Genomic DNA, 25,969 nt, shown 5'->3' on the forward strand with positions numbered 1-25,969 from the left:
CTACCTCGGCAGGATCTGATGGGCGAAGGTGAATTCGTCGATGCGGCCGGGATAGGACAGGCCCTTGCGCAGCGCCCAGGTCGCCACCTGGTGATGCAGCGGGATCACCGCTTCCTCGCCCAGCGCCAGCGCCGCGCCCGCCTTCGCATGCGCCTCGCGCTGCGCCTGGTCGACCGAGCCGAGCGCGGCGCGTACCTCGGCGTCGGCCTGCGGGTTGCCGTACGCGCCCCAGTTCCAGGTGCCCCAGCCGGCTTTCGGATCCGGCGTGCCGACCAGCGTGCGCAGCGCGAAGTCGCCGGCCAGCGAGCCCCAGCCCAGCAGCGCCACGCTGAATTCACCCTTCCTGGCGCGGCCGAAGTACACCGACAGCGGCAGCGTCTGCACCGCGGTCCGGATGCCGATGCGGCTCAGGTATTGCGCCACCGTCTGCACGATGCGCTCATCGTTGACGTAGCGGTTGTTCGGTCCGTGGAGGGTCAGCCGGAAACCGTCCGGATAGCCGGCCTCGGCCAGCAATCGCTTCGCGCCTGCGGGATCGTAAGCCTGCACCGCCAGCGCATCGTCATAGCCGAAGACGCCGGGCGAGATGATGTTCGACGCCGGCACCGCCAGGCCTTCCATCGTGCGCGCCACCAGGGTCTTGCGGTCGATTGCCATCGAGATCGCGCGCCGCACGCGCACATCGGCCAGCGGATTGCGCTCCAGCGCTCGGCCGTCGTTGCCAGTCACCCACGGCGACGGGCGTGGCCGCTGGTCGACGGTCCAGAAAATCGTGCGCCAGGAAACGCGCTGGGCCACGGTGAAGCGCGGATTGCGCTGCAGATGGGCGACATCGGGTGTGGGCACGCTTTCCATCACATCGACATCGCCGGCCAGCAAGGCCGCCAGGCGCGGCGCGGCGGCGGTGATGATGCGAAAGCGCACCCGCTCCCAGGGCGCGCGGCCGCCCCACCAGGCATCGTTGCGCGCCAGATCGATGTGGTCGCCGCGCACGAAACCGGCGAAGCGGAACGGACCGGTGCCAACCAGAGCGCGGCCGCTGTCGAAGTCTTCCGGCCGGGCATGCTCGGCAGCCCGTTTCGAGATGATGAAGATCGAGGACAGGTCGAGCGGCAACGGGCCGTAGGGCTGCGCGGTCTTCAGTTCGATGGTGTGGTCGTCGATCGCCCGCTTGGCGACGATCTGGCGGGTGTAGGCGGTGAACGGCCCCGGGCTGGTCGTCAGCTGCGCCGGGCGATCCAGCGAAAACAGCACATCGTCGGCAGTGAGCGGGCTGCCGTCATGGAAAACGACGCCGCGCCGCAAGTGGAATTCCCAGGTGGTGTCGTCGACCGCGCGCCAGGATTCGGCCAGGCCCGGCACCAGCCGGCCGTTGGCGTCGGACATCACCAGGGTATCGAACAGGTGCGAGGACAGATTGATGTTCGGCGCGATGTTCAGAAAATGCGGGTCCAGCGACGATACATCGGCAGCCAGGGCAATCCTCAGCTCGGCGGCGGCAGCCAGCGCCATCGGAATGGCGAGCATGGCGGCGAGCAACAGTTTCGCGAGGGTTTTCGGCATGCCTATGTGCAAGTCAGGCGGAATTGACAAGAGCGCAATGATATACGGCGCACGCGATTCCGTTTTGCGCAGATTGGAGGGGGGCTGGCCGAAGAACTATTGGCAACCCGGCTGCTCTTATCTCCTTGTAAAGCATTCAGAGACAGCCTCACTGCCCAAGGAGAGGGACATGAGTACGATCATCGCAGGAAGGTTTGAACAACAAGCCAGCGCGCAAACGGCTGCGGAAGCCCTGGCACAGGCCGGTTTCGCGCCGGATCAGATCAGCGTGTTTTTCGTCACGCCGGCCGGGCAGCATGCGCAGCATCCGATTGGCGGTGATCGCGATCAGTCGCCCGGCGCGGAAAACACCGGCAAGGCCGATCTCGCCGGCGGCGCGGCGGGAGCGGCGATCGGCGCGGCGGTCGGTGCGATTGCCACGCCGATCGCTGGACCGATCGGTCCGGTCACCGGCGCCTTAGTCGGCGGGCATGTTGGCCAGATGATGGGCGCCATGGGCGGCACGAAGGAGGATGGCAGCGGCGGCAACCGCGTGCCGATCCGCCTGTCCGGCATGCTGGTGGCGGTGGCGGTCGGCGGCGACGGCATGCGCGACCGGGCGCTCGACACCCTGCGCGAAGTCGGCGCATCCGACTTGGAATTCGCCGAAGGCAGCATCGTCGCTGGGGACTGGGAGGACTTCGACCCGGTGGCGCCGCCGAACTATATCGACGCCGCGACAAGGCAGCCATTCCGCCCGCACGCGGAGAGCTGAGCGGGCGCTTCCAAAACGCCACCCGTGTCTGGCACGGCGACGCGTCGATAGCGCGTCAATGCCACTTCAGATATCGACCGGATCCACTTCCAGCGACCAGCGCGCCCGTGTACGCATGGCGCGCAGCAGCGGCATCCAGCCGCGAAGAAACGCCTGCAGCGCCGGCCGCGATGGCGATTCCAGCAGCAACTGGGCGCGGTCGACGTTGGCAACCCGGGTCATCGTCATCGGAATCGGGTCGTTGATGGTGATGCCGGGATGGTCGATCGCCCCGGCCGCGGCCTGCAGGAAGTCCAGCGCGGTTTGCAGTTCGCGTGCTTCGGCGCGCAGCAGCGCCTGGTAGACGAAGGGCGGCAAGCCGGCCTGCTGCCGTTCGGTCAGCAGGTCGTCGGCGAAGCGGTCATAGTCATGCGCCATCAGCGCACCGTAGAGCGGATGTTGCGGATACCGTGTCTGTATCCAGACTTCGCTGGCGCTGCCTCCCTCCTTCTGCCCTGCCCGCCCGGCGCGTCCCGACACCTGCATCAATTGCGCGAAAAGACGCTCACTGGCGCGATAGTCATGCGAGAACAGCGCGGTGTCCGGGTTCAAAATGCCGACCAGCGTCAGGTTCTTGAAGTCATGCCCCTTGGCGACCATTTGCGTGCCGATCAGGATATCGACCTCGCCGCGGTGCACGCTGTCGAATGCCGCCTGGGCCGTTCCCTTGCGCCGGGTGGAGTCGGCATCGATACGCAGAATGCGCGCCTCGGGAAACAGGCGCTGCAGGCCTTCCTCGACGCGCTGGGTGCCGCGTCCCATCGGTTGCAGATCGACATTGCCGCAGGTCGGACAGGCGCGCGGAATGCGCAATTCCAGGCTGCAGTGATGGCAGCGCAGGCAATGCTCGGGCCTGTGCAGCACCATGAACGCGCTGCAGCGCAGGCAATTGCTGAGCCAGCCGCAGGAGTCGCAATGCAGCACCGGCGCATAGCCTCGCCGGTTCAGAAAGAGTAGCGATTGTTCGCGCCGCTCGAGGCGCAGGCGCAGCGCGGTCATCAGAGTGGAGGTCAGGCCTTCGATCGGGCGGTCGCGCTCCATGTTGATCAGGCGCACCGTCGGCAGGACCGCATCGGGCACGGCCCGCTCGCGCAGTTCGAGGCGGCGGTAGCGGCGCGATTGCGCGTGCAGCCAGCTTTCCAGCGAGGGCGTGGCCGAGCCGAGCACGATGGGAATGTCGAGCTGGCGCGCGCGCCAGACCGCCAGGTCGCGCGCTGAATAGCGCAATCCCTCTTGTTGCTTGTAGGAAGGATCGTGCTCCTCGTCGATGATGATCAGCGCCAGGCGCGGCAGCGAGGCCAACACCGCCAGGCGCGTGCCGAGCACGATGCGGGCATGGCCGTGATGCGCGGCCAGCCAGGAAAGCATGCGCTCGCCTTCGGCCAGGCCGCTGTGCAAGGTCGCGACATGCAGCCCCGGAAAGCGCGCACGCACGTTCGATTCCAGCTGCGGCGTCAGATTGATTTCCGGCACCAGGATCAGGATCTGCGCATCCGGCGTACGCGCCAGCAGCCGTGCCGCCGCCTGCAGATAGACCTCGGTCTTGCCGCTGCCGGTTACGCCGTACAGGAGCATCGGTGCATATGCGCGCGCGGCGTCGATGGCTTCCACCGCGTCTTCCTGCGCGCGGTTCAGCGCCGGCATGCCAAAAGGCGTCGCATCCTGGTTGCTGAAGCCATCCGCGATTTTCTTCAGGGCCCGGTTCAGCGCCACCAGTTTGGCTGTGCGCAGATTCTTGGGCACGCCAGGCAAGGCGACCTCGCCCAGCGGCCGCTGGTAATACTCGGCCGCGAAGCGGCACAGCGCAATCCATGCGTCCGCGACCGGATGCACCTGATCCCGGATCGCCAGTGCCGATTTCAGCTTTTCCGTTGGCAGATCGCTCGTATCGCTGACGGCAACGATCAGCCCCATGACTTCGCGTGGGCCGAAGGGCACCAGGACGAATTGTCCCGGCACGGGCTCCGATGCCGCTTCTCCGACTTCCCAGCAATAGTCGAAGACCTGGTCGATGGGTGTATCCAACACCACTTTGAGTATCCTGATCGGTGCCACCTGGAAGCAATCCTGAGTTTGCGAGCTAAGTCGCGGTTTACTAAACAACTTTTTCTGATGTCCACACAGCCTGTGGATAATTTTGTGAACAAAAGGCTCTTGACACCTCGCTGGCAAACGTTTACCCGGGCGAAACTCGCCAATCAGTGCGCGCGGAGTATATTTTTTCCTTTTAAATCAAGGTATTAGGACAGAACGTTTTTGTTACGCCTTCGTTACGCTTGTGCTGCGCACAATGTCTCCGGTGTGAATAAGTGAAGCGAAATCATTGTTACGCATGCTTCATTCATCCGGATAACGAACGCCTTTCCGATGCCATTCGGCATATCGGGGAAAAAATTTAACAAACTTCTCACGAAGAAATCTTGAAACAGCAGAAAGCTTTTCTGAAAGCAAAAATGCCCGTCGGAATGTAACTGCGTACAGTGGGATTTCCCTTGTGCAAGGCTCGTACCACTTCACGGGCCATGGAAGGACGGGACGCTAAACCCCGGATTACAAATGCGTTTTTTCCCAAGTTCAAACTGTGGATAACTTTGTGCACAAATTTGGGAGCCTGGGGCTACAACCACTGCCGCAGATTTGCAAGCCTGTAAATCCACACAGGTTGCAAAAATAATTACTCTTTAATTTCAATGACTTAAAAAGCTTTTGTGTGAAATTTCATGGACATATTGGCAAGTCACGTGAAAATATGCTTGCAAGTTTTTTTGTGCATAAGTGCGACATCAAGAGTTGCCTGAGCAAATTTAACATTCCAGGCCACTGCTGCTCCGCAGAAGCGTTCAGGCGTGCTGCGCCATCGTGCGGCTGTATTTGTGCACTGTGTCGACGAGGACCGCAACGGACTCAGGTGGCGTGAATTGCGAGATGCCGTGACCCAAGTTGAATATATGGCCGCCGCGATCATCCGGCCTGCCAAAGGAGTCGAGCACTCGCACCACTTCCTGTTCGATACGTTCGGGATTGGCGAACAGGACGGAAGGATCGAGATTGCCTTGCAACGCTACCTTGTGTCCGACCCGCTTGCGCGCAGTGCCGAGGTTGACCGTCCAATCCAATCCGAGCGCATCCGCGCCGCTATCGGCCATCTCTTCCAGCCACAGGCCGCCGCCCTTGGTGAAAACAATGCTGGGTATGCGCACGCCCTCATGTTCACGCTTGAGCTGAGCCAGCACATCGCGCATGTAGCGCAATGAGAACTCCTGAAAGGCGCCATCGGCCAGAGCGCCGCCCCAGGTATCGAAAATCATGACGGCCTGAGCGCCCGCTTCGATCTGCGCATTCAGATAGGCTGCTACGGCGGTGGCATTGGTGCGGAGTATGTGATGCATCAGGTCAGGACGGTCATAAAGCATCGTCTTGACCCGGCGGAAATCGTCCGAGCCGCCACCTTCGACCATGTAACAGGCCAGTGTCCACGGGCTGCCGGAGAAGCCGATCAGCGGAACCCTGCCTTGCAAGGCGGTGCGGATCTGGGTGACGGCATCGAAGACATAGCGCAGGCTTTCCATGTCCGGCACCTTCAGCGCGCGGACTGCCGCCTCGTCGCGCAGCGGCCTTTCGAACTTGGGTCCTTCGCCTTCCGCGAAATGCAGGCCCAATCCCATGGCGTCCGGTACCGTAAGAATGTCCGAAAACAGGATGGCGGCGTCCAGCGCATAGCGATCCAGGGGCTGCAGGGTTACTTCCGTGGCGAAATCCGGATTCTTCGCCAGGCCGAGAAAGGAACCGGCTCTTGCACGCGTGGCCCGATATTCGGGTAGGTAACGCCCTGCCTGACGCATCAGCCATACCGGGGTGGTGTCCGTGGGTTGGCGCAGCAGCGCGCGCAGAAAAGTGTCGTTTTGAAGTGCTGCGAACGGTGTGGCCATCGGCATGGGTGGGTGAATTTTGGGAAGCCGGTATTATGGCCCATGGCGGCAGACTGCAAGCTTTTTTCAACGTACGGGCGATGTTCGGCCTGTGTTCTCCATTTTCCCTCCTGTTGAGGCGATCGACATGGCGCTCTTCAGCGTCGTGATATTGTTTTTGCAACGTTGCTGAAGATGATGACGGCTTGCGTACGGTGATTCGACGTGGCGACTCGCCATTCCCTGCGCCATGTCATCAACGCATTCAGGCATTCTCGTCACAGTTGCAGCAAAGCCGGGAAAAGGTATGCCCCGGCGGAAGGATGAATTTATGGATTTTACGATCGACTGCGATCTCCTCGTGATTGGCGGAGGTTTGATCGGAGCGGCGATCGCCCGCGATGCCGCTGGACGCGGCTTGTCCGTCACCCTGTGTGAAGAAGGTGATCTCGCCGAGCGGGCGTCGGCCCTGTCTTGCTGCCCGATGCGCGACACCGCGCCGGCTGAGGATCCGGTACATCTCACTACTTTGCGCATGGCCATCGCCGAGCGCGAGACGTTGCTGCGCTGCGCACCGCAACTCGGTAAATGCCTGCGTGTCGTCGTGCCGCAAACCGCTGCGGAAGGTAGCGGCTGGAAAATACGTTCGGCAATCGGTTTGCAGAATCTGCTCGGCAAGGGTGGCCTGTTCCCTGCGTCGCGCGAAGTTGACCTGTTGCACCATGCCGCTGGCGGACCACTGCGACCGGAGTACAGCCATGGCTGGATGTATTCGGATGTCGCCTTCGATGTGGTCAGGCTGACCGTTCTCAACGCCATGGACGCGGCCGAAGGTGGAGCGCGGATATTGACACGCACGGCTTGCCGCTCGTTACAGCGCGTGCCAGGCGGTTGGGAAGCGGTGCTGCGTGGTGAACACGGAAAAACGACCGGCGTGCGAACGCGTTCGGTGATCAATGCAACAGGTGGCAGTGTCAATGCGGTGCTGCAGGACGCCCAGTGCGACACCGTGGAGGCGAAAGCGCGCAGGAGTACACAACTACTGTCCACGCGCCATGTCGGCCACGAATATGCTTACCTGTTGCGCGCGGCTGATGGCAGACAGGTGCATGTCGTTCCGCAGGGCGCCGGTATGGCCCTGTTGAGCGTGATCAGCGATGACGATCATGCTGCGGATGACGATATCGCCACCTTGTGCCAAACCTTCAATCGCTACTTCACCGCGCAGATGACAGCCGCGGATGTGGTCTGGTCGCGTTCCAATGTCTGGCTGGCGGCGAGCGAGACGCCGGGCAAGCGGCAGCCGGCAAGAGATTACCGTCTTACAACGACGACGGAAGAGGCGCCCCTGCTCTCGGTAGTTGGCGGCAGTCTGTCCAGTCACCGTCGGCTGGCGGAAGAAGCGGTGGGCAAAATCGCCGCCCGCCTGCACAGCCAGGGCGGCACATGGACAGACCAATGCTGTCTTCCGGGCGGCGACTTGTACGGTCCGGTGCCGTCAAATCGTGCGGTCAGCGAATTCCATTTGTATGTACAGGGGGCGAAGCAGCGCTATTCCTGGGCGCCGCCACTGCTGATCGCACGGTACAGCCGCCTCTATGGCAGCCGCCTGCACCGGCTGCTGGAAAATTGCGCGAGCGTGGAGGATCTGGGCAGGGAGATCCTGCCGGGGATGCATGAACTCGAGTTGCGCTATCTGAGGGAGATGGAATGGGCGCAGACGGCGGTCGACATTCTGCGTCGCACGCGTTCTGGCCCTTTGTCCCAAGCCGATGCACAAGTGCGCCTGGATGCCTGGATTACCGAGGCGACCGCACGGCAATACGCGGCCGCGGTCTGAGCGCGCCGCGGTCAGAAGCCGGCGCTGCCGCAGCAGCGCTCGCCGCGTTTCACACCACCTTGATGTTGGCGTAATCCTCGCGCGGCTCCGGATAGGCGAGCTTCATGCCGACCAGAGTGTCCCGGATGACCGTGGCAATCGCCAGGTTGCGATGCGTCTTGGAATCCGCCGGAATGACATACCAAGGCGCATGCTCGGCATCGGTTTCCTGCAGCATTTCGGTATAGGCGTCCTGGTAGTCTTCCCAAAGCTTGCGCTCTTCCAGGTCCTGCGGATCGAATTTCCAATGCTTTTGCGGGTCGTCCAGGCGGGCCTGCAGGCGGCCGCGTTGCTCATCCTTCGAGATGTGCAGGAAGAACTTCAGGATTACGGTGCCGGTTTCGGAGAGCATCCGTTCGAAGTCGCGGATGTTCGCATAGCGTAGTCGACATTCGCCTGGATCAATCCAGTGATGCACCCGTGGCACCAGCACATCCTCGTAATGGCTGCGGTTGAAGATGACGATTTCGCCCTGCGCCGGTACCTGCCAGTGTATGCGCCACAGAAAGTCGTGCTCCTTTTCTGCCGTGGACGGCGCCTTGAAGGCAATGGTGCGTATGCCGAGCGGGTCCGTGAACTGAAAGACCGCGCGGATGGTGCCGTCCTTGCCGGCAGTGTCCATGCCCTGCAGCACGATCATGATCTTGCGCCGATGCTCGGCATAGAAGATGTCCTGCAGCGCGGCGATTTCCTGGCTCAAGGTTTCGACAATCGACTTGTCCACTGCCTTGTCGTTCGAAGACAGCGGCTTGGCCGACGCATCCTCATTCCGCACCCGGTACTTTTTTGACAGCCGGAACAGTTCGCGTGCGTTCATGCCATCCCCGTGTCCATGCCGTGGAGCGCGATGTGCTCGAGCTTCATGCAGTGATCCATGACGACCGTCATGCCGGCAGCACTGGCGATTTGCGCCGCCTCCTCGCTGACGATACCGAGTTGCATCCACAGGCAACGCGCGCCGATGGCGACCGCTTCGCGCGCGACGGCAGGAATGTCTTCGGGCTTGCGAAAGCAGTCGACCACATCGATGGCGGTATTCTCCCGGGCGGCCAGCGTCAGGCTGGCATAGCAGTGTTCGCCGAGGATATGTGAGCCGGCATACGTCGGATTGACCGGAATGATGCGAAAGCCATGCCGCTGCAGGTAATGCGCGACTTCATGACTGTCGCGCTCGGGCCTGGCTGACAAGCCGACGACAGCGACCGTGCGGCCGCGTGCGAGCACCTCGGCGATGGAGGCGTATGCCTTGGACATCGAACGCTCCTTGGGAAGGGGGAAACGGCCGGGCGGAGCCGGACTGTCGGGATTGTAATGGACTGGCGTTTGGCTGCTTTGCGCTTGATCCGGTAAGTGATTCAGTGCGCCGTTTGCAGCAGGAACTCACCGGGCGCCGTGAGGTAGCAAGTTCAGCGCACTCCCGTTATTTCGCGCGGCACGACATGGTTAATGCAGTGTGCGGACGAAGAAACGCCTCCGACTTTTATCCGGTAAATACCTCGAATCAGGAATATGGTGTTGCCTGCATTAAGTGGTCTTTACCGATTGCTTCCGAAAGATTCATGCACCTATTTCGGTACGCTGAATGTAACGAATGAAAAACCTCTGGATTTTTCGGCGACCGGTAGTGGTGTGCAATTCGGCGACAAGACTTGGCAAATTCGGGGCGGTAGCGAATTGGTGGTTGCAGTCACCGATGGCACTGCATATGGTTATGAACCGGGTAGATTCACTGTTCCGCTTTATTTTTACCATTCCGAGACCAACGACAATTTCGTGACAATTGCCTACGCCAGAAATAGGAAGATTTTGGGACTTACTGCAGTGGATAAAGACAAATCGATGGTGACTTGTACCTTTGGATACTCAAGCAGTAAATTTTTTCCGCAAAGCGCATCGAAGTCCTGATGCGAAAAAAAGAAAAGGCAGCTTCCGCTGCCTTTTTATGTTGATGCCGCTGCGTTTCAGCGCTTCTGCCGATATTTCTGTATCGCCGCCAGTTGCGCAATTGCCACTGCCAGTTCGGCCTGCGCCGCCGCGTAATCGATTTGCGACTCGCGGTTGGCCAGCGATTCCTCGGCAAGGCGTCTCGCCTCCGTTGCCTTCGCCTCGTCCAGGTCGGCGCCGCGGATCGCGGTATCGGCCAGCACGGTGACGGTATCCGGCTGCACTTCCATCAGGCCGCCGGCGACGAAGACGAACACGTCTTCGGACTGACCGGTCACCTTGATGCGAACCGCACCCGGACGGATGCGGGTGATCAGCGGGGTGTGCCGGGGATAGATACCCAGCTCGCCTGCTTCACCCGGCAACGCGACGAATTCGGCTTCACCGGAGAAGATTTCCTCTTCGGCGGAGACGACGTCTACGTGGATTGTGTTTGCCATATCAGAACCTTATTCAACCATCGAAGGACCAGTCACAGTAAGACGGAGAGCGGCGTCGCGTTTGTAGCAGCGCCGCTGCAGCCGTCATTACTGCATCTTCTTGGCCTTTTCGATGGCTTCGTCGATGGTGCCGACCATGTAGAACGCCTGCTCGGGCAGGTGATCCAGTTCGCCGGAAGCGATCATCTTGAAGCCGCGGATGGTTTCCTTCAGCGGCACATACTTGCCCGGCGAGCCGGTGAACACTTCCGCGACGTGGAAGGGCTGGGACAGGAAGCGCTGCATCTTCCGTGCGCGCGCCACGACCAGCTTGTCTTCCGGAGCCAGTTCGTCCATGCCCAGAATCGCGATGATGTCGCGCAGTTCCTTGTAGCGCTGCAGCGTGCCCTGCACCGCGCGGGCGGTTTCGTAGTGGTCCTGGCCGACGACCTGCGGGTCCAGCTGGCGCGAGGTCGAGTCCAGCGGATCCACTGCCGGGTAGATACCGAGCGAAGCGATGTCACGCGACAGAACGACGGTCGAATCCAGGTGGGCGAAGGTGGTTGCCGGCGACGGGTCGGTCAGATCGTCCGCGGGAACGTAGACGGCCTGAATCGAGGTGATCGAGCCAACCTTGGTCGAGGTGATGCGCTCCTGCAGGCGGCCCATTTCTTCGGCCAGCGTCGGCTGGTAGCCCACGGCGGAAGGCATACGGCCCAGCAGCGCGGACACTTCGGTACCGGCCAGGGTGTAACGGTAGATGTTGTCGACGAAGAACAGCACGTCGCGGCCTTCATCGCGGAAGCCTTCGGCGATGGTCAGACCGGTCAGCGCCACGCGCAGACGGTTGCCCGGCGGCTCGTTCATCTGGCCGTACACCATCGCGACTTTCGAGTTCGCCGGGTTTTCCAGATCCACGACCTTGGCATCGGCCATCTCGTGGTAGAAGTCGTTGCCCTCGCGGGTACGCTCGCCCACGCCAGCGAACACGGACAGACCCGAGTGCGCCTTCGCGATGTTGTTGATCAGTTCCATCATGTTCACGGTCTTGCCCACGCCGGCGCCGCCGAACAGGCCAACCTTACCGCCCTTGGCAAACGGGCAAACCAGGTCGATCACCTTGATGCCGGTTTCCAGCAGCTCCTGCGACGGCGACAGCTCGTCGTAGGCCGGAGCGGCGCGGTGAATCGATGCGGTCTGCTCATGGCTGACCGGACCGCATTCGTCGATCGGGTTGCCGAGCACGTCCATGATGCGGCCCAGGGTCGCCGGGCCAATAGGCACCATGATCGGACGACCGGTGTTCTGAATGATCATGCCACGACGCAGACCGTCGGAGCTGCCCAGCGCAATGGTACGCACAACGCCGTCGCCCAGCTGCTGCTGCACTTCCAGCGTCAGCTCCGAGCCTTCCATCTTCAGCGCGTCGTAAACCTTGGGCATGGCATTGCGCGGGAATTCCACGTCCACCACGGCGCCAATGCACTGAACGATTTTGCCATCAGCCATTTTCGTTCCTTCAATATTGAGATATGTATAAATTCCGTTGAGCGCCTACGCGCTTCAGACCGATTGCATCCGTTACACCGCAGCGGCGCCGGCGACGATTTCCGACAGTTCCTTCGTAATCGCTGCCTGGCGCGTCTTGTTGTACACGAGGCGCAATTCGCTGATCACGTTACCGGCATTGTCCGAGGCCGCCTTCATCGCGACCATCCGCGCCGACTGCTCGGACGCGAGGTTTTCGGCCACTGCCTGGTAAATCAGCGCTTCGACGTAACGCAGCAGCAAATCATCGATGACGCTCTGGGCATCCGGTTCGTAGATGTAATCCCAGGTCGGACGGGTGCGCTCGCTCTTCATGCGGCCCGCGCCCAGCGGCAGCAGCTGTTCCAGCGTCGCTTCCTGGCGCATCGTGTTGACGAACTTGTTGTACACCACGTAGACCGCATCCAGCCGGCCTTCCTGGTACGCATCCAGCAGCACCTTCACCGGTCCGATCAGCTTTTCCAGGTGCGGCGTATCGCCGATCTGGGTCACGTGGGAGACGACCTTCGCACCAACGCGGTTCAGGAAGCCAAAACCTTTGTTGCCGATGGCAACGGTTTCGATCTTCAGGTTCTGGCCTTCCAGCTCGCGCATCTTGTTGGTCAGCACCCGCAGCGCGTTGGTGTTCAAGCCGCCGCACAGGCCCTTGTCCGTGGTCACCACGATGATGCCCACCGTCTTGGATGCGTCCTGCTTCACCAGGAACGGATGGGTGTACTCCGGGTTTGCCTCGGCCAGGTTGGTAGCGATGTTCCGAATCTTGTCACTGTAGGGACGGGCAGCGCGCATCCGGTCCTGCGCCTTGCGCATTTTGGATGCGGCGACCATCTCCATCGCCTTCGTGATTTTCTTCGTGTTCTCTACGCTCTTGATCTTGCCGCGTATCTCTTTACCTACAGCCATGAGTGCTTACTCCTTATCGCCGCGGTGAAATCAGAACGAGACCGATTTCTTGTAGTCGGCAATCGCGGCCGCCATCGCAGCTTCGCCATCCTTGTCGAGCGCCTTGGTGTCTTCGATCTTCTGCAGCAGCGCGCCGTGGCTGGTTTTCATGAAGTTGTGCAGGCCGGATTCGAAAGCCAGCACGTTCTTCACTTCCACGTCGTCGAAGTAGCCCTTGTTCACGGCGAACAGCGACACGGCCATCAGCGAGATCGGCAGCGGCGAGTATTGCGGCTGCTTCAGCAGTTCGGTCACGCGTGCACCGCGCTCGAGCTGGCGACGGGTCGATTCGTCGAGGTCGGAAGCGAACTGCGCGAATGCGGCCAGTTCACGATACTGCGCCAGGTCGGTACGGATACCGCCGGACAGGCCCTTGATGACCTTGGTCTGCGCAGCGCCACCGACGCGGGACACCGAGATACCGGCGTTGATCGCGGGACGGATACCGGCGTTGAACAGCGAGGTCTCCAGGAAGATCTGGCCGTCGGTGATCGAGATCACGTTGGTCGGAACGAAGGCGGACACGTCGCCAGCCTGAGTTTCAATGATCGGCAGAGCGGTCAGCGAACCGGTTTTGCCCTTGACTTCGCCGTTGGTGAATTTCTCGACGTAGTCGGGGTTCACGCGAGCGGCGCGCTCGAGCAGGCGGCTGTGGAGATAGAACACGTCGCCAGGGAAAGCTTCACGGCCCGGCGGACGGCGCAGCAGCAGCGATACCTGACGGTAAGCCACGGCTTGCTTGGACAGATCGTCGTACACGATCAGCGCATCTTCACCGCGGTCGCGGAAGTATTCGCCCATCGCGCAGCCGGAGTAAGCGGACACATATTGCATCGCGGCCGACTCGGAAGCGGAAGCGGCGACGACGATGGTGTATTCCATCGCGCCATGCTGTTCCAGCGCGCGCACGATGTTCTTGATCGTCGATGCCTTCTGGCCGATGGCGACGTAGATACACGTCATGCCCTGGCCCTTCTGGTTGATGATCGCGTCGATCGCGACAGCGGATTTACCGGTCTGGCGGTCGCCGATGATCAGCTCGCGCTGGCCGCGGCCGATGGGCACCATCGCGTCAATGGACTTCAGGCCGGTTTGCATCGGCTGCGACACCGATTGACGGGCGATCACGCCCGGGGCGATCTTTTCGATCGGGGCGGTCAGCTTGGTCGTGACCGGGCCCTTGCCGTCGATAGGCTGGCCCAGCGCGTTGACCACGCGGCCTTTGAGTTCCGGACCGATAGGCACTTCGAGAATGCGGCCGGTGCATTTGACCGTGTCGCCTTCGGAGATGTGCTCGTAGGCGCCCAGGATAACGGCGCCGACCGAGTCGCGCTCGAGGTTCAGCGCCAGGCCGAAGGTGTTGCCCGGGAATTCCAGCATTTCGCCCTGCATCACATCGGACAGGCCGTGGATGCGGCAGATGCCGTCGGAAACGGAGATGACGGTACCCTGGTTGCGGATTTCGGCGCTGTCGCCCAAGCCTTGGATCCGGCTTTTAATCAGTTCGCTGATTTCAGACGGGTTGAGTTGCATGATGACTCCTAAATATGATGTCGCTTGCCGCGCGTTGCGTTCAGGCGGTCAGTGCGGTGTGCATTTGCTGCAGCTTCGCGCGCACCGAGGTATCCAGCACTTCATCGCCGACCACGACGCGCACGCCACCGATCAGCGAGTTGTCCACGGTCACGGACGGATTGAGCTTGCGGCCGAATTTCCTTTCCAGCGTCGCCACCAGGTCGTTCACCTGGGTGGGGGAGAGCTCGAACGCGCTGACGATTTCCGCGTCTGCGGCGCCTTCCTGCTCATTGCGCAGCGCATGGAACTGCTCCGCGATTTCCGGCATCAGCGACAGGCGGCCGTTTTCGACCAGCATGCCGATAAAGTTCTTCAGTTCCGGGTTCACCGGAGCGTTCAGAGCGGCCAGAAAGGCGTCGACGATCTGGGTATCGGAAGCCTTCGGATTGCTTGCCAGTTCCTGCATGACAGGATTGGCGGCAACCGCAGACATCGCCGACACCAGTTCGGACCAGGAAGCCAGGTTACCGGACCGGGCCACCTCGAACAGCGCCTCGGCGTAGGGACGGGCAATCGTTGCGAGTTCGGCCATGGTTACAGCTCGGTCTTCAGTTGGTTCAACAGCGTGGCATGTGCCGTCGGATCGATTTCGCGCTTCAGGATCTGCTCGGCGCCCTGGACTGCCAGGGTTGCCACTTGCGAGCGCAGTGCGTCGCGGGCCTGGCTGACCTGCTGCTCGGCGTCAGCGCGTGCGCTGGCGACGATGCGGGCAGCTTCTTCAGCGGCGACGCGCTTGGCGTCTTCGATGATGGCTTGCGCGCGCTTTTCGGCGTCGGCGATCCGCTTTTGCACAGCGTCGTTGGCCGAAGCCAGTTCCGACTGCACACGCTTCTCGGCCGCAGCCATTTCCAGCTTGCCGCGTTCGGCAGCAGCCAGACCGTCCGCGATCTTCTTGGCGCGCTCGTCGAGCGCGTTCATCAGTGGCGGCCACACGAATTTCATCGTGAACAGCGCCAGGATGAAGAAGACCACGAACTGCGCAAACAAGGTTGCATTCAAGTTCATGGTGGTGTCCTTCTCAGAATGTCGAGTGCTGAAAGCCTGTGCGAGCCCATTCCAGCAAGAGGCGAATTTCGGCGAACCGAATTAGCCGCGGACAAACGGATTCGCGAACGCGAACAGCATGGCGATACCAACACCGATCAGGAACGCAGCGTCGATCAGACCAGCCAGCAGGAACATTTTGGTTTGCAGGGTGTTCATCAGTTCAGGCTGACGAGCGGAGGATTCCAGGTACTTGCCACCCATGATTGCGATACCGATACAGGCGCCGATAGCACCCAGACCGATGATCAGACCACAAGCGAGCGCAACAAAAGAGACGTCAGTCATGACTATTCCTTCAAAGTTAAAGTTGAAAAGTGAAAAATTAAATTAAGAAAAAACTACCACTGCCGCCACTGCCGCTTTTTCATACTGATCAATGGCCTTCATGCGCCTGGCCGATGTACACCAGCGTCAGCATCATGAAAATGAACGCCTGCAACAGCACGATCAGGATGTGGAAGATTGCCCACATCGAGCCTGCGATCACCTGGCCCACGAAACCGAAGACGGTCGCGGTGGAACCAAGCAAGGCAATCAGCAGGAACAGCAGCTCGCCAGCGTACATGTTGCCGAACAGTCGCATACCGAGCGAGACAGTTTTTGCGGCGAATTCGATGATATTGAGAAGAAGATTGAAGGGCGCAAGCCAGATGCCGAACGGCGCGCTGAAGATTTCGTGCAGAAATCCGCCAAAGCCCTTGATTTTCAGGTTGTAGTACAGCATCAGCACCAGCACGCCGACGGCCATGCCAAGAGTGCCGTTCAAGTCGGCGGTGGGCACGACGCGGTGATGCGGGAAGACGTTTTCCAAACCGAACCAGTGGAACAGTGCCGAGAACAGGTCAACCGGCAGGAAGTCGAGCGAGTTCATCAGCGCGACCCAGACAAACACGGTCAGTGCCAGCGGAGCGATGAAGGCACGGTTGCCGTGCACGATCGATTTGGCTTGATCGTCGACCATTTCGACGATCATTTCGACAAAAGCCTGCATGCGGCCAGGAACGCCTGGAGTGGCGCGACGCGCGGCCATGTACATGATGAGCAAACCGAGCACACCCATCGCGATGGACCAGAACATCGTGTCCATGTTGATGATGGAAAAGTCGACGATCTTTTCCTGATGGTGAGTGGAGAGATGTCCGAGGTGGTGGACGATGTATTCGGACGCCGTCGGAGCAGCATGCTCCGTCGCCGCGCCAGCAGCCATTTCAGTCGCCATGTTATCTGTGCCTAAACAATAAGATGATGTAACTTTTCAGCGCCACGATGAAGGCAGCGATCAGCGCCAGCCGGTTCACATCGTGGTACAGCCAAACGACCGCGGCAAACATCCCGATCGTCAGCGCAATCTTGATAAATTCCCCAATGAAAAATGACATCGGGTTAATGGCTTCTGCGTTCCGCGCGGCCGCCGACAGTCGGAGCGCGAACAAACCATTCGGCACTACACAGCACAATCCGCCCAGCAAGGCTGAAACCAGCGCATGGACACCGCCTGCGAATCCTGCGATCGCACCGGCAAGGAAAGTCATTAACAGTTGCAAGAGGACGAGGCGAAACATGGTCCAAGTTCATGCAACCCGTTGGCGTCCTGCTTTTCCGGTACGGGCCGTGGTTCGTCTTAATGTTACGGGGATGCTGCTGCTGGGTGCGAATTCTGAAGCCACGGGATTATAAGTGCATTCTTTTTATCGCGTCAAACACAGAATGTGCCTAAGTGCACTGCAACAAACGCTAAAAATACGACATCAGCGACGATGGAACATACATGTCGCTGGAAGTAAAGCATCCTCGTAGTTTTACCATCGCTCGACTTTGCGTTATTGCATGGATGGCGTGGAATTCAGCGACGTAGACGTGCGATAACCCCATCAAGTGTATCGAGGCTGGCAAAGTCGATGACCAGCTGACCGCGATTGCGCGTGTTTACCTTGATGATGACTGACGTGGCGAGCGCATCGCTCAATTCTTCTTCGAGCCGAAGAATGTCCCGTGATTTCTCACGCTGCGCCGGCTCTTTGCTTTCCTCTTCCGGCAAATTCGCACGCGCTACGAGCTTTTCCGTTTCGCGCACGGAAAGACGCTTGGCGACAATCAGATTCGCCAGCGTGATCTGTGTGGCCGCGTCGACTGCTAGCAAGGCGCGTGCATGACCCATGTCGATGTCTCCGGCCATGAGCATGGTCTGCACCGGTTGCGCCAGGTTGAGCAGGCGCAGCAGGTTTGATACTGCGCTGCGCGAGCGGCCAACCGCGGTGGCGGCGCGTTCATGCGTAAAGCCGAATTCGCTGATCAGCCTGTGCATGCCTTGTGCTTCCTCGAGAGGGTTCAGATCTTCGCGCTGCATGTTCTCGATGAGCGCCATGGCCGCGGCGGTCAGATCGTCCACCGCCTTGATCATTACCGGGACTTCATTCAGGCCAGCAAGCTGTGCCGCGCGGAAACGGCGTTCGCCTGCGATGATTTCATAGCGATCCTCCTGGCCTGGCAAGGGACGCACGAGCAGTGCCTGCAGTAAACCCTGAGCGCGAATCGATTCGGCCAGCTCATTGAGTGCACCTTCATCCATTCGCGTTCGCGGCTGGTATTTTCCAGGCTGCAATTTTGCGATAGGCAATACTGGTGGCGCACCAGGCAAATCAGGTACGGCTTCGCTGATATCTCCATGGCCGCCGAGCAGTGCATCGAGGCCGCGACCCAATCCTTTGGTTTTCTTAATTGCCATATGCGTGATTCACTAGAAGAAGTTGTTGCTCGTCGACTTACCAGGATTTGATACGCTCGACCATTTCGGCGCCGAAAGCGACGTAGGCTTGCGCGCCCTTCGAAGATGGGTCGAAGCTGACCCCTGGCATGCCGTATGAAGGCGCCTCAGCAAGGCGGACATTCCTTGGAATAATGGTCTTGAAGACTTTGTCGCCGAAGTGCTGCTCTAATTGCGCCGAAACCTGTTGTGACAGAGTCATGCGCGGATCGAACATCACGCGCAACAGCCCGATAATGCGCAAGTCCGGATTCAGTTTCGCGTGAACCTTCTTGATGGTGTTGACAAGGTCAGATAGCCCTTCTAGCGCGTAGTATTCGCACTGCATCGGGATGATGACACCATGGGCAGCGCATAAACCATTCAGCGTGAGCATGGAAAGTGCCGGTGGGCAGTCAATCAACACGAAATCGTAATCAGCATCCACTTCGGCCAGCGCGATTTTCAAGCGCTTCTCACGCTGCTCCAGTTCAACCATTTCCACTTCGGCGCCAGCCAGTTCTCTGTTAGCCGGCAATACATCGAAGCGACCGGTTTCTGAATTCTTGCGCGCGGTCGCAACATTGCTCAACCCCACCAGCACTTCATAGATGGAATTCTCGAGCTCGGCTTTGTTAATGCCTGCGCCCATGGTGGCATTCCCCTGGGGGTCCAAGTCCACGAGTAGTACGCGTTGCCCAAGCTTGGCCATGCCGGCGGCCAGGTTCACTGCAGTGGTGGTTTTCCCTACCCCACCCTTTTGATTCGCAACACAAAATATTCTGGCCATGAAATGTAGTTCGCTTTCCGTATGAATTCAGTCCGGACCAAGTCTTATACCGGCGGCTGGGCTTTTTCGATGACTACCAGATGACGTTCGGCATTTAATCCCGGAACTTGCAAGGCCGTCCTGGCTGTTGCCTGCCATTGCGGCGGCAAGCCCTGGATTTCCTGTGGTGGGGCAACACCCTTCATCGCGATGAACTTTCCACCTGGCGCAATAAGGTGCCCGGCCCAATTAACAAAGTCAGACAGATCGGCAAAAGCACGCGATGTAATGACGTCGAACTGTCCTGTAAGCGGCAGCTCTTCGACACGTCCAGTGTAGACGGTGACATTGGACAGACCGAGTTCGGCTTTTACTTGTGTCAGGAACGCTGTCTTCTTGTGCACTGTATCGATCATCGAGACATGCATTTCTGGACATGTGGCTTGGCTCGAGATGGCGATTACCATGCCTGGCAGGCCGCCACCGGAACCGACGTCCAGTACATTTTTCGCACCGGCGAATGCAGGAACGGCAGCGAGAGAATCCAGTAAATGATGGACAAGCATTTGTCCTGGGTCACGAATTGCCGTCAGATTGTAGACAGCATTCCACTTGGACAGTAGTGACAGATAATCGAGCAGCTTGTCGCACTGCCTGTCGTCAAGTGAAAGCTGTAAAGCCTCAGCGCCTTGTCGCAAAGCTGCCTGCAACGCCTGCCTGTCGAAATGTCTAGCTTTCATTTTTCTCAGGCAGCTTCCGAGGGCAACGCGCTAACGAAACCCTTAAACCCGCCCTTCTTCAGATGCACCAGCAGCAGCGATATTGCAGCCGGCGTCACGCCGGCTATGCGAGAAGCTTGGCCCAACGTTTCAGGACGGTGCTTGTTCAGCTTCTGCCGCACTTCCATGGATAGAGCCTTGATCTGCATATAGTCGAGTTCGGCGGGCAGTTTCAGATTTTCATAATGCTCATGGCGCTCTACTTCGCGAGCTTGCCGATCGATATATCCCGCATATTTCAACTGGATTTCGACCTGTTCCCGGACAGCAGCGTTGATTTCCTCAGCCGCATGGAAATGCCGGCCATCTGCGGCAGTCAGGGTCATCAGGCTGTCATAGTCTACGTTGGGTCTGCGTAAAAGATCGGCGAGGCTGTATTCGCGTTCCATTGCCTTGCCAAGTACGCGTTCAGACTCGGCATTGGCAACCAGTTTCGGATTCACCCAGGTAGATTTCAGGCGCTCAATTTCGCGTGCAACTGCTTCACGTTTGCTCTCAAAGGCGGTCCATTGCGCATCGCTTACGCAGCCAAGCGCGCGACCGATTTCTGTCAAACGCATATCGGCATTGTCTTCTCGCAGGCTAAGTCGGTACTCGGCTCGACTGGTGAACATGCGGTATGGCTCCATGACGCCTTGGGTGACGAGATCATCGACCAGTACGCCGAGATACGCCTGATCGCGCCGGGGTGTGAACGCTTCTCTTCCTTGGGTCTGAAGTGCCGCATTCAGGCCGGCGAGCAAGCCTTGTGCCGCGGCTTCCTCGTAGCCGGTAGTGCCGTTGATTTGACCGGCGAAAAATAAGCCCTGGATAGCACGCGTCTCTAATGAAGCCTTCAAGCCACGTGGGTCGAAATAGTCGTATTCGATTGCGTAGCCGGGACGCAAAATATGTGCGTTTTCAAGGCCACGCATTGAGCGGACCAGTGCGAGCTGCACATCGAACGGCAAGCTCGTTGAGATACCGTTCGGATAGAACTCGGTGGTGGTCAGTCCTTCGGGCTCCAGGAAGATTTGGTGCGAGGATTTGTCAGCGAAACGATGGATTTTGTCTTCGATAGACGGGCAATAGCGCGGGCCGACGCCTTCGATTACCCCGGTGTACATGGGGCTGCGATCTAGGCCACCGCGGATGATGTCATGTGTGGCTTCGTTGGTGTGGGTGACCCAGCACGGCAATTGTCTAGGGTGCATATCGACGTTGCCCATCAGGGAGAACACCGGAATCGGATCGAGGTCTCCTGGCTGCTCGGTCATGACAGAGAAGTCGATACTTCGGCCATCGATTCGCGGCGGCGTGCCGGTCTTCAGTCTCCCTTGCGGCAGCTTCAGTTCTTTCAGCCGTGATGAGAGGGATACAGCCGGTGGGTCTCCCGCCCTTCCGCCGGAATAATTGTTGAGCCCGACGTGGATTTTGCCGTCAAGGAACGTTCCCGCGGTGAGTACGACTGCCCTGCTGCGAAAGCGTATGCCCACTTGCGTCACTGCGCCGACGACGCGATCGCCTTCGACCATGAGGTCGTCCACCGCCTGCTGGAACAGCCACAGATTCGGTTGGTTCTCCAAGCGTGCACGTATGGCCGCCTTGTACAGCAGACGATCAGCTTGGGCACGGGTGGCCCGTACCGCCGGGCCTTTGGAGGAGTTAAGAATGCGGAACTGGATGCCGGCCTCGTCGGTGGCGATCGCCATCGCGCCGCCGAGTGCATCAATCTCTTTCACTAGATGGCCCTTGCCGATGCCGCCGATGGACGGATTACAGGACATCTGGCCTAAGGTTTCGATATTGTGCGTAAGCAGCAGAGTCTTTTGACCCATGCGCGCGGAGGCTAACGCGGCTTCGGTGCCCGCATGACCGCCGCCTACGACGATCACATCAAATTCATTTGGGAATAGCATGGTGCGCCTCGAGGAGACGTTGAGCAGAGGCCGAGATTATACGAGCATTTCGGTTGGGGTCGCCCGATTAGGCGGCGGAGTGTGTTCCACGTGGAACAGTAGGACCCCATGTCCGCGTAGTTTCACGTGAAACATAGATACGAAGCTTGTCCCTGAAATCACAATACCGCCGTGTTTTCCCATCAATAAGTACATTGGTGAACTCGACTAACTTCGGCATGACTGCGCTGTAGAGATGCGGAGAAACAGGTTCTAAAAACAAGCCAGATCATCATGATCAACCGAGCCTCAGAGAATTGATCTTGTTACAATCCTTCAGAAAGGAGACGCCCATTGTGAATACAAACTTCAACTTCAGCACTGTTCCGAACGTAGTCAGCGAAGCAGGCAGCGCTAAAAAATTAGGAAGTATCCTGGCTCAGCAATTTCCTCTTGTACGGCATGCCCTCATCGTGACCGATAACGGGTTTCTAGCTACAGGTCTCCTCGAAGCACCAATCGCGAGCATGGAAGCCGCCGGATTCACGGTGCATACCTTTACCGAGGTAATCGCCGATCCTCCGGAACATATCGTTCTACAAGCTGCCGAAACCGCGCGACGTCACGGTATCGAAATCGTGGTCGGTTTCGGCGGTGGTAGCTCGATGGATGTAGCAAAGCTGATCGCTGTACTCAGTAAGGGCAACCAAGCGCTTTCTACGATGTACGGCATCGGAAACGTAAAACAGGAGCGTCTGCCGCTAGTGCAGATTCCCACCACCGCTGGGACTGGGTCTGAAGTTACGCCGATTTCCATTGTTACGACGGGTGAAACGACCAAAATGGGCGTGGTGTCGCCGAAGCTATACGCTGATCTTGCAATACTGGATGCTGAACTTACCACCGGCCTTCCGCCAAAGATCACGGCTGCAACCGGTATCGATGCGATGGTGCATGCCATCGAGGCCTATACAACACGCCATAAGAAGAACCCGCTCTCTGACATGCTCGCACGTGAAGCGCTGCGACTGCTTTCCGCAAACCTGGTGCGCGCCTGTGAAAACGGCAGCGACATTGAGGCGCGGCAATCCATGCTGCTAGGTGCGATGCTCGCCGGACAGGCCTTCTCCAATGCACCCGTCGCCGCAGTTCATGCGCTCGCCTACCCTATCGGCGGAGTCTTCCATGTTCCGCATGGTCTTTCCAATGCATTGGTGCTACCCCATGTATTGCGTTTCAACGCCTCACATGCTGCGCAACACTATGCAGAAATCGCGGAAATCGTCATACCCGGCTGCAGCGGCACGTCCGAAGCAAAGACTGACATGCTGATCTCCGCGCTGGAAGGCCTTGCCCGTAAAGTCGGAATTGCGACACGGCTGAGCGAGGTCGGTATTACTGCCGCCGACCTTGACCGCTTGGCCGACGATGCAATGCTGCAGACTCGCCTCCTCGTCAATAATCCACGTGAAATGACGCGCGAGCATGCGCATGCGATCTACGCCGCCGCGCTGTAAGGCTTGTCCGTGTTATTGCCCTCCCCCGCGACGTCACATCTCTTTTGCTACAGACCGCGGGAGAATCAGTTATCTCGCAGGAAGGAAAGAAGATGAGATTTACACTCACTGCGTTGACATTGTTTGCTGCCGCCAACGTATGGGCCGGTCAACCACACGGTGCATTAGAGAGACGCCAAGAGACAGTCGCACAACGCGGCGCTGAAGTCATGCCATTCGAACTTGCAGCTACGGTTCATATGTTCAAGAAAACCGCGGATGGCGGAATACAGCAGGTCGTCGCACGCGACCGGTCAGACGCAACGCAGATTCGCCTGATAAGGCGGCACCTGCGCGAGATTCAGCAGGAATTTATGCGACGCGACTTTTCCAGTCCTGCCACCATTCACGGCAATGACATGCCCGGTCTTGCAACGTTGAGAAATGCAAAACCGGATGAGCTGTTAGTTTACTACCGTAATGTCGCGGCCGGCGCCGAACTCGTCTACCACGGATCCGATGCGGAGACTATAAAGGCAGTACATCAATGGTTCGATGCACAGGTATCAGACCATGGCGCCGACGCTATTGAGATGCATCACCATCACTCCAAGTAAATACGCGCACCGCGCTCGGCCCTATGCGCAGCGCCACGCCTACAAATTGAAGTTTCCCGGGCGGGAAGGACCTCTCCCCTGCCCTCATACGCAAAAAAAGACCCAAAGCTTTCACTTTGGGTCGCGAGCCGAGATACTGGCTACACTCTTTACGATGTCATCGCGCTTTTGCCGGCCTTACTTTGGCCAGGATCTCACCGACAATGCCGCGTCGGAATGCCAACACACAGATGATGAAGATGAAGCCGGTGACGATCGTCACAGAGTCGCCGAGCGTATTAAACCAATCTATACGCGTGAGGCTTGCTAGCGAGTTGCCGAGATCACCGAGCTTGTTCTCCAGCGCTACGATCAATATTGCTCCAACGATTGGACCGATTACCGTTCCCAGACCACCCACCAGAGTCATCAGAACCACCAGGCCGGACATCGACCAATGTGCATCGGTCAGGGTCTCGAAACCGAGCACAACCGCCTTGGTCGAACCCGCAAGACCAGACAATGCCGCCGACAGCACGAAGGCAAGCAGCTTGACCCTGTCGCTGTCATAGCCGAGCGAAATTGCGCGCGGCTCGTTTTCCTTCACCGCCTTGAGCACCTGTCCGTACGGCGAGTGAATGATACGCACGATCAGTGCGAATGCAGCCACGAACAGCGCCAGCACGAAAAAGTACATCGCGATATCGTTTTCGAGGCTGATGAAACCAAGCAGGCGTCCGCGCGGTATGCCCTGCAGTCCATCCTCGCCACCGGTGAACGGTGCTTGTAGAAAAACGAAATACAACATCTGCGCCAGCGCCAGCGTGATCATCGTGAAGTAGATACCTTGGCGCCGAATCGCCAGTAATCCCATGCCATAGCCAATCGCTGCGGCAAACGCGGTGCCAAGCACAATGCCCACTTCCACCGGCAAGCCCAGATCACGCATCGCGTAGCCGGTGACATATCCCGCTCCACCGAGGAATGCTGCATGACCAAAAGACAATAAACCCGTGTAACCAATCAGCAGATTGAAGGCGCAGGCAAACAATGCGAAGCACAGCAGCTTCATCAGGAAAACCGGATACAGGAAGAATGGCGCGGCGATCGCCAACAACAGCGCAATGCCATAGCCAACAGTCTTGTTCATCTTCAGACTCCGATCACTTTTCTTTGCCGAACAGGCCGGCAGGGCGAATCATCAGCACGATTGCCATGATGATGAAGACTACGGTTGCCGACAGCTGCGGATAAAACACGCGGGTAAATCCCTCAATGATGCCGAGCCCGAGACCGGTCAGGATGGAACCCATGATCGAACCCATGCCGCCGATGACGACCACGGCAAAGACGGTGATGATCAGGTTCGACCCCATCAGCGGCGACACCTGGATCACCGGCGCGGCCAGCACGCCGGCGAAAGCGGCAAGCGCCACGCCAAAGCCGTAGGTCAGCGTCACCATCAGCGGCACGTTGACGCCGAAGGCTTCCACCATCTTCGGGTTCTCGGTTCCGGCGCGCAGATAGGCGCCGAGCTTGGTCTTCTCGATGACGAACCAAGTGGCGAAACAGACGACGAGCGATGCGACCACGACCCAGGCGCGGTAATTCGGCAGGATCATGAAACCGAGATTGGTGGCGCCGCCCAGGCCGTCCGGAACCGAATACGGCTGGCCCGAAACACCATAGAAGGAACGGAACAGACCCTCGACCAGCAGCGTGATGCCGAAGGTCAGCAGCAGCCCGTACAGGTGATCCAGTTTGTACAACCAGCGCAGCATCGTTTTTTCGATCACGATGCCAAAGATGCCGACCAGGACGGGCGCCAGGATCAGCATTACCCAGTAATTGATGCCGAAGTAGTTCAGGCCCATCCACGCCAGGAACGCGCCCAGCATGTACAGCGCGCCGTGCGCGAAATTGATGACGTTGAGCAGGCCAAAGATCACCGCCAGGCCCAGAGAGAGCATTGCATAGAATGATCCATTGACCAGGCCGAGCAACAGCTGGCTCAACAGCGCCTGCAGCGGTATGCCGAAAATTTCCATTGCACAGTCATTAGAAAGATCCGGAACGCTCCGGATGGACCTG

Annotated in this window: 25 protein-coding genes; 5 read left to right on the forward strand and 20 right to left on the reverse strand. The window is 59.1% G+C overall.

Annotation, left to right across the window (positions count from 1 at the left end; translation table 11 throughout):
• The gene (locus tag JJB74_RS20850; RefSeq protein WP_200595089.1) at positions 1-1,563 is read right to left on the reverse strand and encodes an ABC transporter substrate-binding protein; all 1,563 of its coding nucleotides are present in this window, start codon (positions 1,561-1,563) and stop codon (positions 1-3) included.
• Positions 1,564-1,732: 169 nt separating this feature from the next.
• On the opposite strand from JJB74_RS20850, the gene JJB74_RS20855 reads away from it, so the two are divergent.
• Entirely contained in the window at positions 1,733-2,317 is a 585-nt protein-coding gene (locus JJB74_RS20855) for a hypothetical protein (protein WP_200595091.1), read from the forward strand.
• Positions 2,318-2,383: 66 nt separating this feature from the next.
• Here JJB74_RS20855 and JJB74_RS20860 read toward each other — a convergent pair whose 3' ends face one another.
• Together JJB74_RS20860 and hemE are read right to left on the reverse strand one after the other, a co-directional pair.
• Positions 2,384-4,384 carry a primosomal protein N' gene (locus JJB74_RS20860; RefSeq protein WP_456093996.1) on the reverse strand — a complete coding sequence of 667 codons (2,001 nt, stop codon included), beginning with the start codon at positions 4,382-4,384 and terminating at the stop codon, positions 2,384-2,386.
• 812 nt (positions 4,385-5,196) lie between these two features.
• A complete protein-coding gene (gene hemE / locus JJB74_RS20865) occupies positions 5,197-6,285 on the reverse strand; it encodes a uroporphyrinogen decarboxylase (RefSeq protein WP_200595093.1) in 1,089 nt (362 codons plus the stop codon).
• A gap of 310 nt (positions 6,286-6,595) precedes the next feature.
• Between hemE and JJB74_RS20870 the strand changes: the two genes are divergently transcribed.
• Complete coding sequence (locus JJB74_RS20870) at positions 6,596-8,104, forward strand: glycerol-3-phosphate dehydrogenase (protein ID WP_200595094.1); 1,509 nt, start codon at positions 6,596-6,598, stop codon at positions 8,102-8,104.
• Between the two features lie 49 nt (positions 8,105-8,153).
• On the opposite strand, the gene JJB74_RS20875 is transcribed toward JJB74_RS20870, so the two are convergent.
• The gene (locus JJB74_RS20875) at positions 8,154-8,960 is read right to left on the reverse strand and encodes a PPK2 family polyphosphate kinase (RefSeq protein WP_200595095.1); all 807 of its coding nucleotides are present in this window, start codon (positions 8,958-8,960) and stop codon (positions 8,154-8,156) included.
• Positions 8,957-9,397: a CoA-binding protein gene (locus JJB74_RS20880; protein ID WP_200595096.1), complete on the reverse strand. Its 441-nt coding sequence runs from the start codon at positions 9,395-9,397 to the stop codon at positions 8,957-8,959. The genes JJB74_RS20875 and JJB74_RS20880 overlap by 4 nt, the downstream gene beginning before the upstream one ends.
• Before the next feature lie 255 nt (positions 9,398-9,652).
• On the opposite strand from JJB74_RS20880, the gene JJB74_RS20885 reads away from it, so the two are divergent.
• Positions 9,653-10,048, forward strand: coding sequence for a hypothetical protein (locus JJB74_RS20885; protein ID WP_200595097.1), 396 nt, complete (start codon positions 9,653-9,655; stop codon positions 10,046-10,048).
• A gap of 56 nt (positions 10,049-10,104) precedes the next feature.
• Here JJB74_RS20885 and JJB74_RS20890 read toward each other — a convergent pair whose 3' ends face one another.
• The 13 genes from JJB74_RS20890 to mnmG all read right to left on the reverse strand — a co-directional run bounded on the left by JJB74_RS20890 (position 10,105) and on the right by mnmG (position 21,807).
• Positions 10,105-10,527 (reverse strand): F0F1 ATP synthase subunit epsilon, encoded by a 423-nt coding sequence (locus JJB74_RS20890; protein WP_200595098.1) that lies wholly within the window; start codon positions 10,525-10,527, stop codon positions 10,105-10,107.
• 87 nt (positions 10,528-10,614) lie between these two features.
• The gene (gene atpD / locus JJB74_RS20895) at positions 10,615-12,015 is read right to left on the reverse strand and encodes a F0F1 ATP synthase subunit beta (protein ID WP_200595099.1); all 1,401 of its coding nucleotides are present in this window, start codon (positions 12,013-12,015) and stop codon (positions 10,615-10,617) included.
• Positions 12,016-12,087: 72 nt separating this feature from the next.
• Positions 12,088-12,957, reverse strand: a complete 870-nt coding sequence (atpG, locus tag JJB74_RS20900; protein ID WP_200595100.1) for a F0F1 ATP synthase subunit gamma — start codon at positions 12,955-12,957, stop codon at positions 12,088-12,090.
• A 30-nt stretch (positions 12,958-12,987) separates the two neighbouring features.
• Positions 12,988-14,529 carry a F0F1 ATP synthase subunit alpha gene (gene atpA, locus JJB74_RS20905; RefSeq protein WP_200595101.1) on the reverse strand — a complete coding sequence of 514 codons (1,542 nt, stop codon included), beginning with the start codon at positions 14,527-14,529 and terminating at the stop codon, positions 12,988-12,990.
• 40 nt (positions 14,530-14,569) lie between these two features.
• Entirely contained in the window at positions 14,570-15,103 is a 534-nt protein-coding gene (locus JJB74_RS20910; protein WP_200595102.1) for a F0F1 ATP synthase subunit delta, read from the reverse strand.
• Between the two features lie 2 nt (positions 15,104-15,105).
• Positions 15,106-15,576, reverse strand: coding sequence for a F0F1 ATP synthase subunit B (locus JJB74_RS20915; protein WP_200595103.1), 471 nt, complete (start codon positions 15,574-15,576; stop codon positions 15,106-15,108).
• An 81-nt stretch (positions 15,577-15,657) separates the two neighbouring features.
• Complete coding sequence (gene atpE, locus JJB74_RS20920) at positions 15,658-15,903, reverse strand: F0F1 ATP synthase subunit C (protein WP_200595104.1); 246 nt, start codon at positions 15,901-15,903, stop codon at positions 15,658-15,660.
• A gap of 88 nt (positions 15,904-15,991) precedes the next feature.
• A complete protein-coding gene (gene atpB, locus JJB74_RS20925) occupies positions 15,992-16,825 on the reverse strand; it encodes a F0F1 ATP synthase subunit A (protein ID WP_200595371.1) in 834 nt (277 codons plus the stop codon).
• Between the two features lie 13 nt (positions 16,826-16,838).
• The gene (locus JJB74_RS20930) at positions 16,839-17,180 is read right to left on the reverse strand and encodes an ATP synthase subunit I (protein ID WP_200595105.1); all 342 of its coding nucleotides are present in this window, start codon (positions 17,178-17,180) and stop codon (positions 16,839-16,841) included.
• Between the two features lie 281 nt (positions 17,181-17,461).
• Complete coding sequence (locus JJB74_RS20935; protein ID WP_200595106.1) at positions 17,462-18,343, reverse strand: ParB/RepB/Spo0J family partition protein; 882 nt, start codon at positions 18,341-18,343, stop codon at positions 17,462-17,464.
• A 37-nt stretch (positions 18,344-18,380) separates the two neighbouring features.
• Positions 18,381-19,151 (reverse strand): ParA family protein, encoded by a 771-nt coding sequence (locus JJB74_RS20940; RefSeq protein ID WP_200595108.1) that lies wholly within the window; start codon positions 19,149-19,151, stop codon positions 18,381-18,383.
• Positions 19,152-19,195: 44 nt separating this feature from the next.
• Entirely contained in the window at positions 19,196-19,870 is a 675-nt protein-coding gene (gene rsmG, locus JJB74_RS20945) for a 16S rRNA (guanine(527)-N(7))-methyltransferase RsmG (protein ID WP_200595110.1), read from the reverse strand.
• A 5-nt stretch (positions 19,871-19,875) separates the two neighbouring features.
• Complete coding sequence (gene mnmG / locus JJB74_RS20950) at positions 19,876-21,807, reverse strand: tRNA uridine-5-carboxymethylaminomethyl(34) synthesis enzyme MnmG (RefSeq protein ID WP_200595111.1); 1,932 nt, start codon at positions 21,805-21,807, stop codon at positions 19,876-19,878.
• Positions 21,808-22,142: 335 nt separating this feature from the next.
• Between mnmG and JJB74_RS20955 the strand changes: the two genes are divergently transcribed.
• Positions 22,143-23,303, forward strand: coding sequence for an iron-containing alcohol dehydrogenase (locus tag JJB74_RS20955; RefSeq protein WP_325170149.1), 1,161 nt, complete (start codon positions 22,143-22,145; stop codon positions 23,301-23,303).
• A 92-nt stretch (positions 23,304-23,395) separates the two neighbouring features.
• Positions 23,396-23,899, forward strand: coding sequence for an aspartate carbamoyltransferase (locus JJB74_RS20960; protein WP_200595113.1), 504 nt, complete (start codon positions 23,396-23,398; stop codon positions 23,897-23,899).
• A gap of 157 nt (positions 23,900-24,056) precedes the next feature.
• Here the strand turns inward: JJB74_RS20960 and JJB74_RS20965 are convergent, their stop codons facing one another.
• Positions 24,057-25,028 (reverse strand): branched-chain amino acid ABC transporter permease, encoded by a 972-nt coding sequence (locus JJB74_RS20965; RefSeq protein WP_200595115.1) that lies wholly within the window; start codon positions 25,026-25,028, stop codon positions 24,057-24,059.
• 13 nt (positions 25,029-25,041) lie between these two features.
• Complete coding sequence (locus JJB74_RS20970) at positions 25,042-25,926, reverse strand: branched-chain amino acid ABC transporter permease (protein ID WP_200595117.1); 885 nt, start codon at positions 25,924-25,926, stop codon at positions 25,042-25,044.
• Positions 25,927-25,969 lie beyond the last annotated feature (43 nt).

Source organism: Noviherbaspirillum pedocola, assembly GCF_016632335.1.
GTDB classification, from domain to species: domain Bacteria; phylum Pseudomonadota; class Gammaproteobacteria; order Burkholderiales; family Burkholderiaceae_D; genus Noviherbaspirillum_A; species Noviherbaspirillum_A pedocola.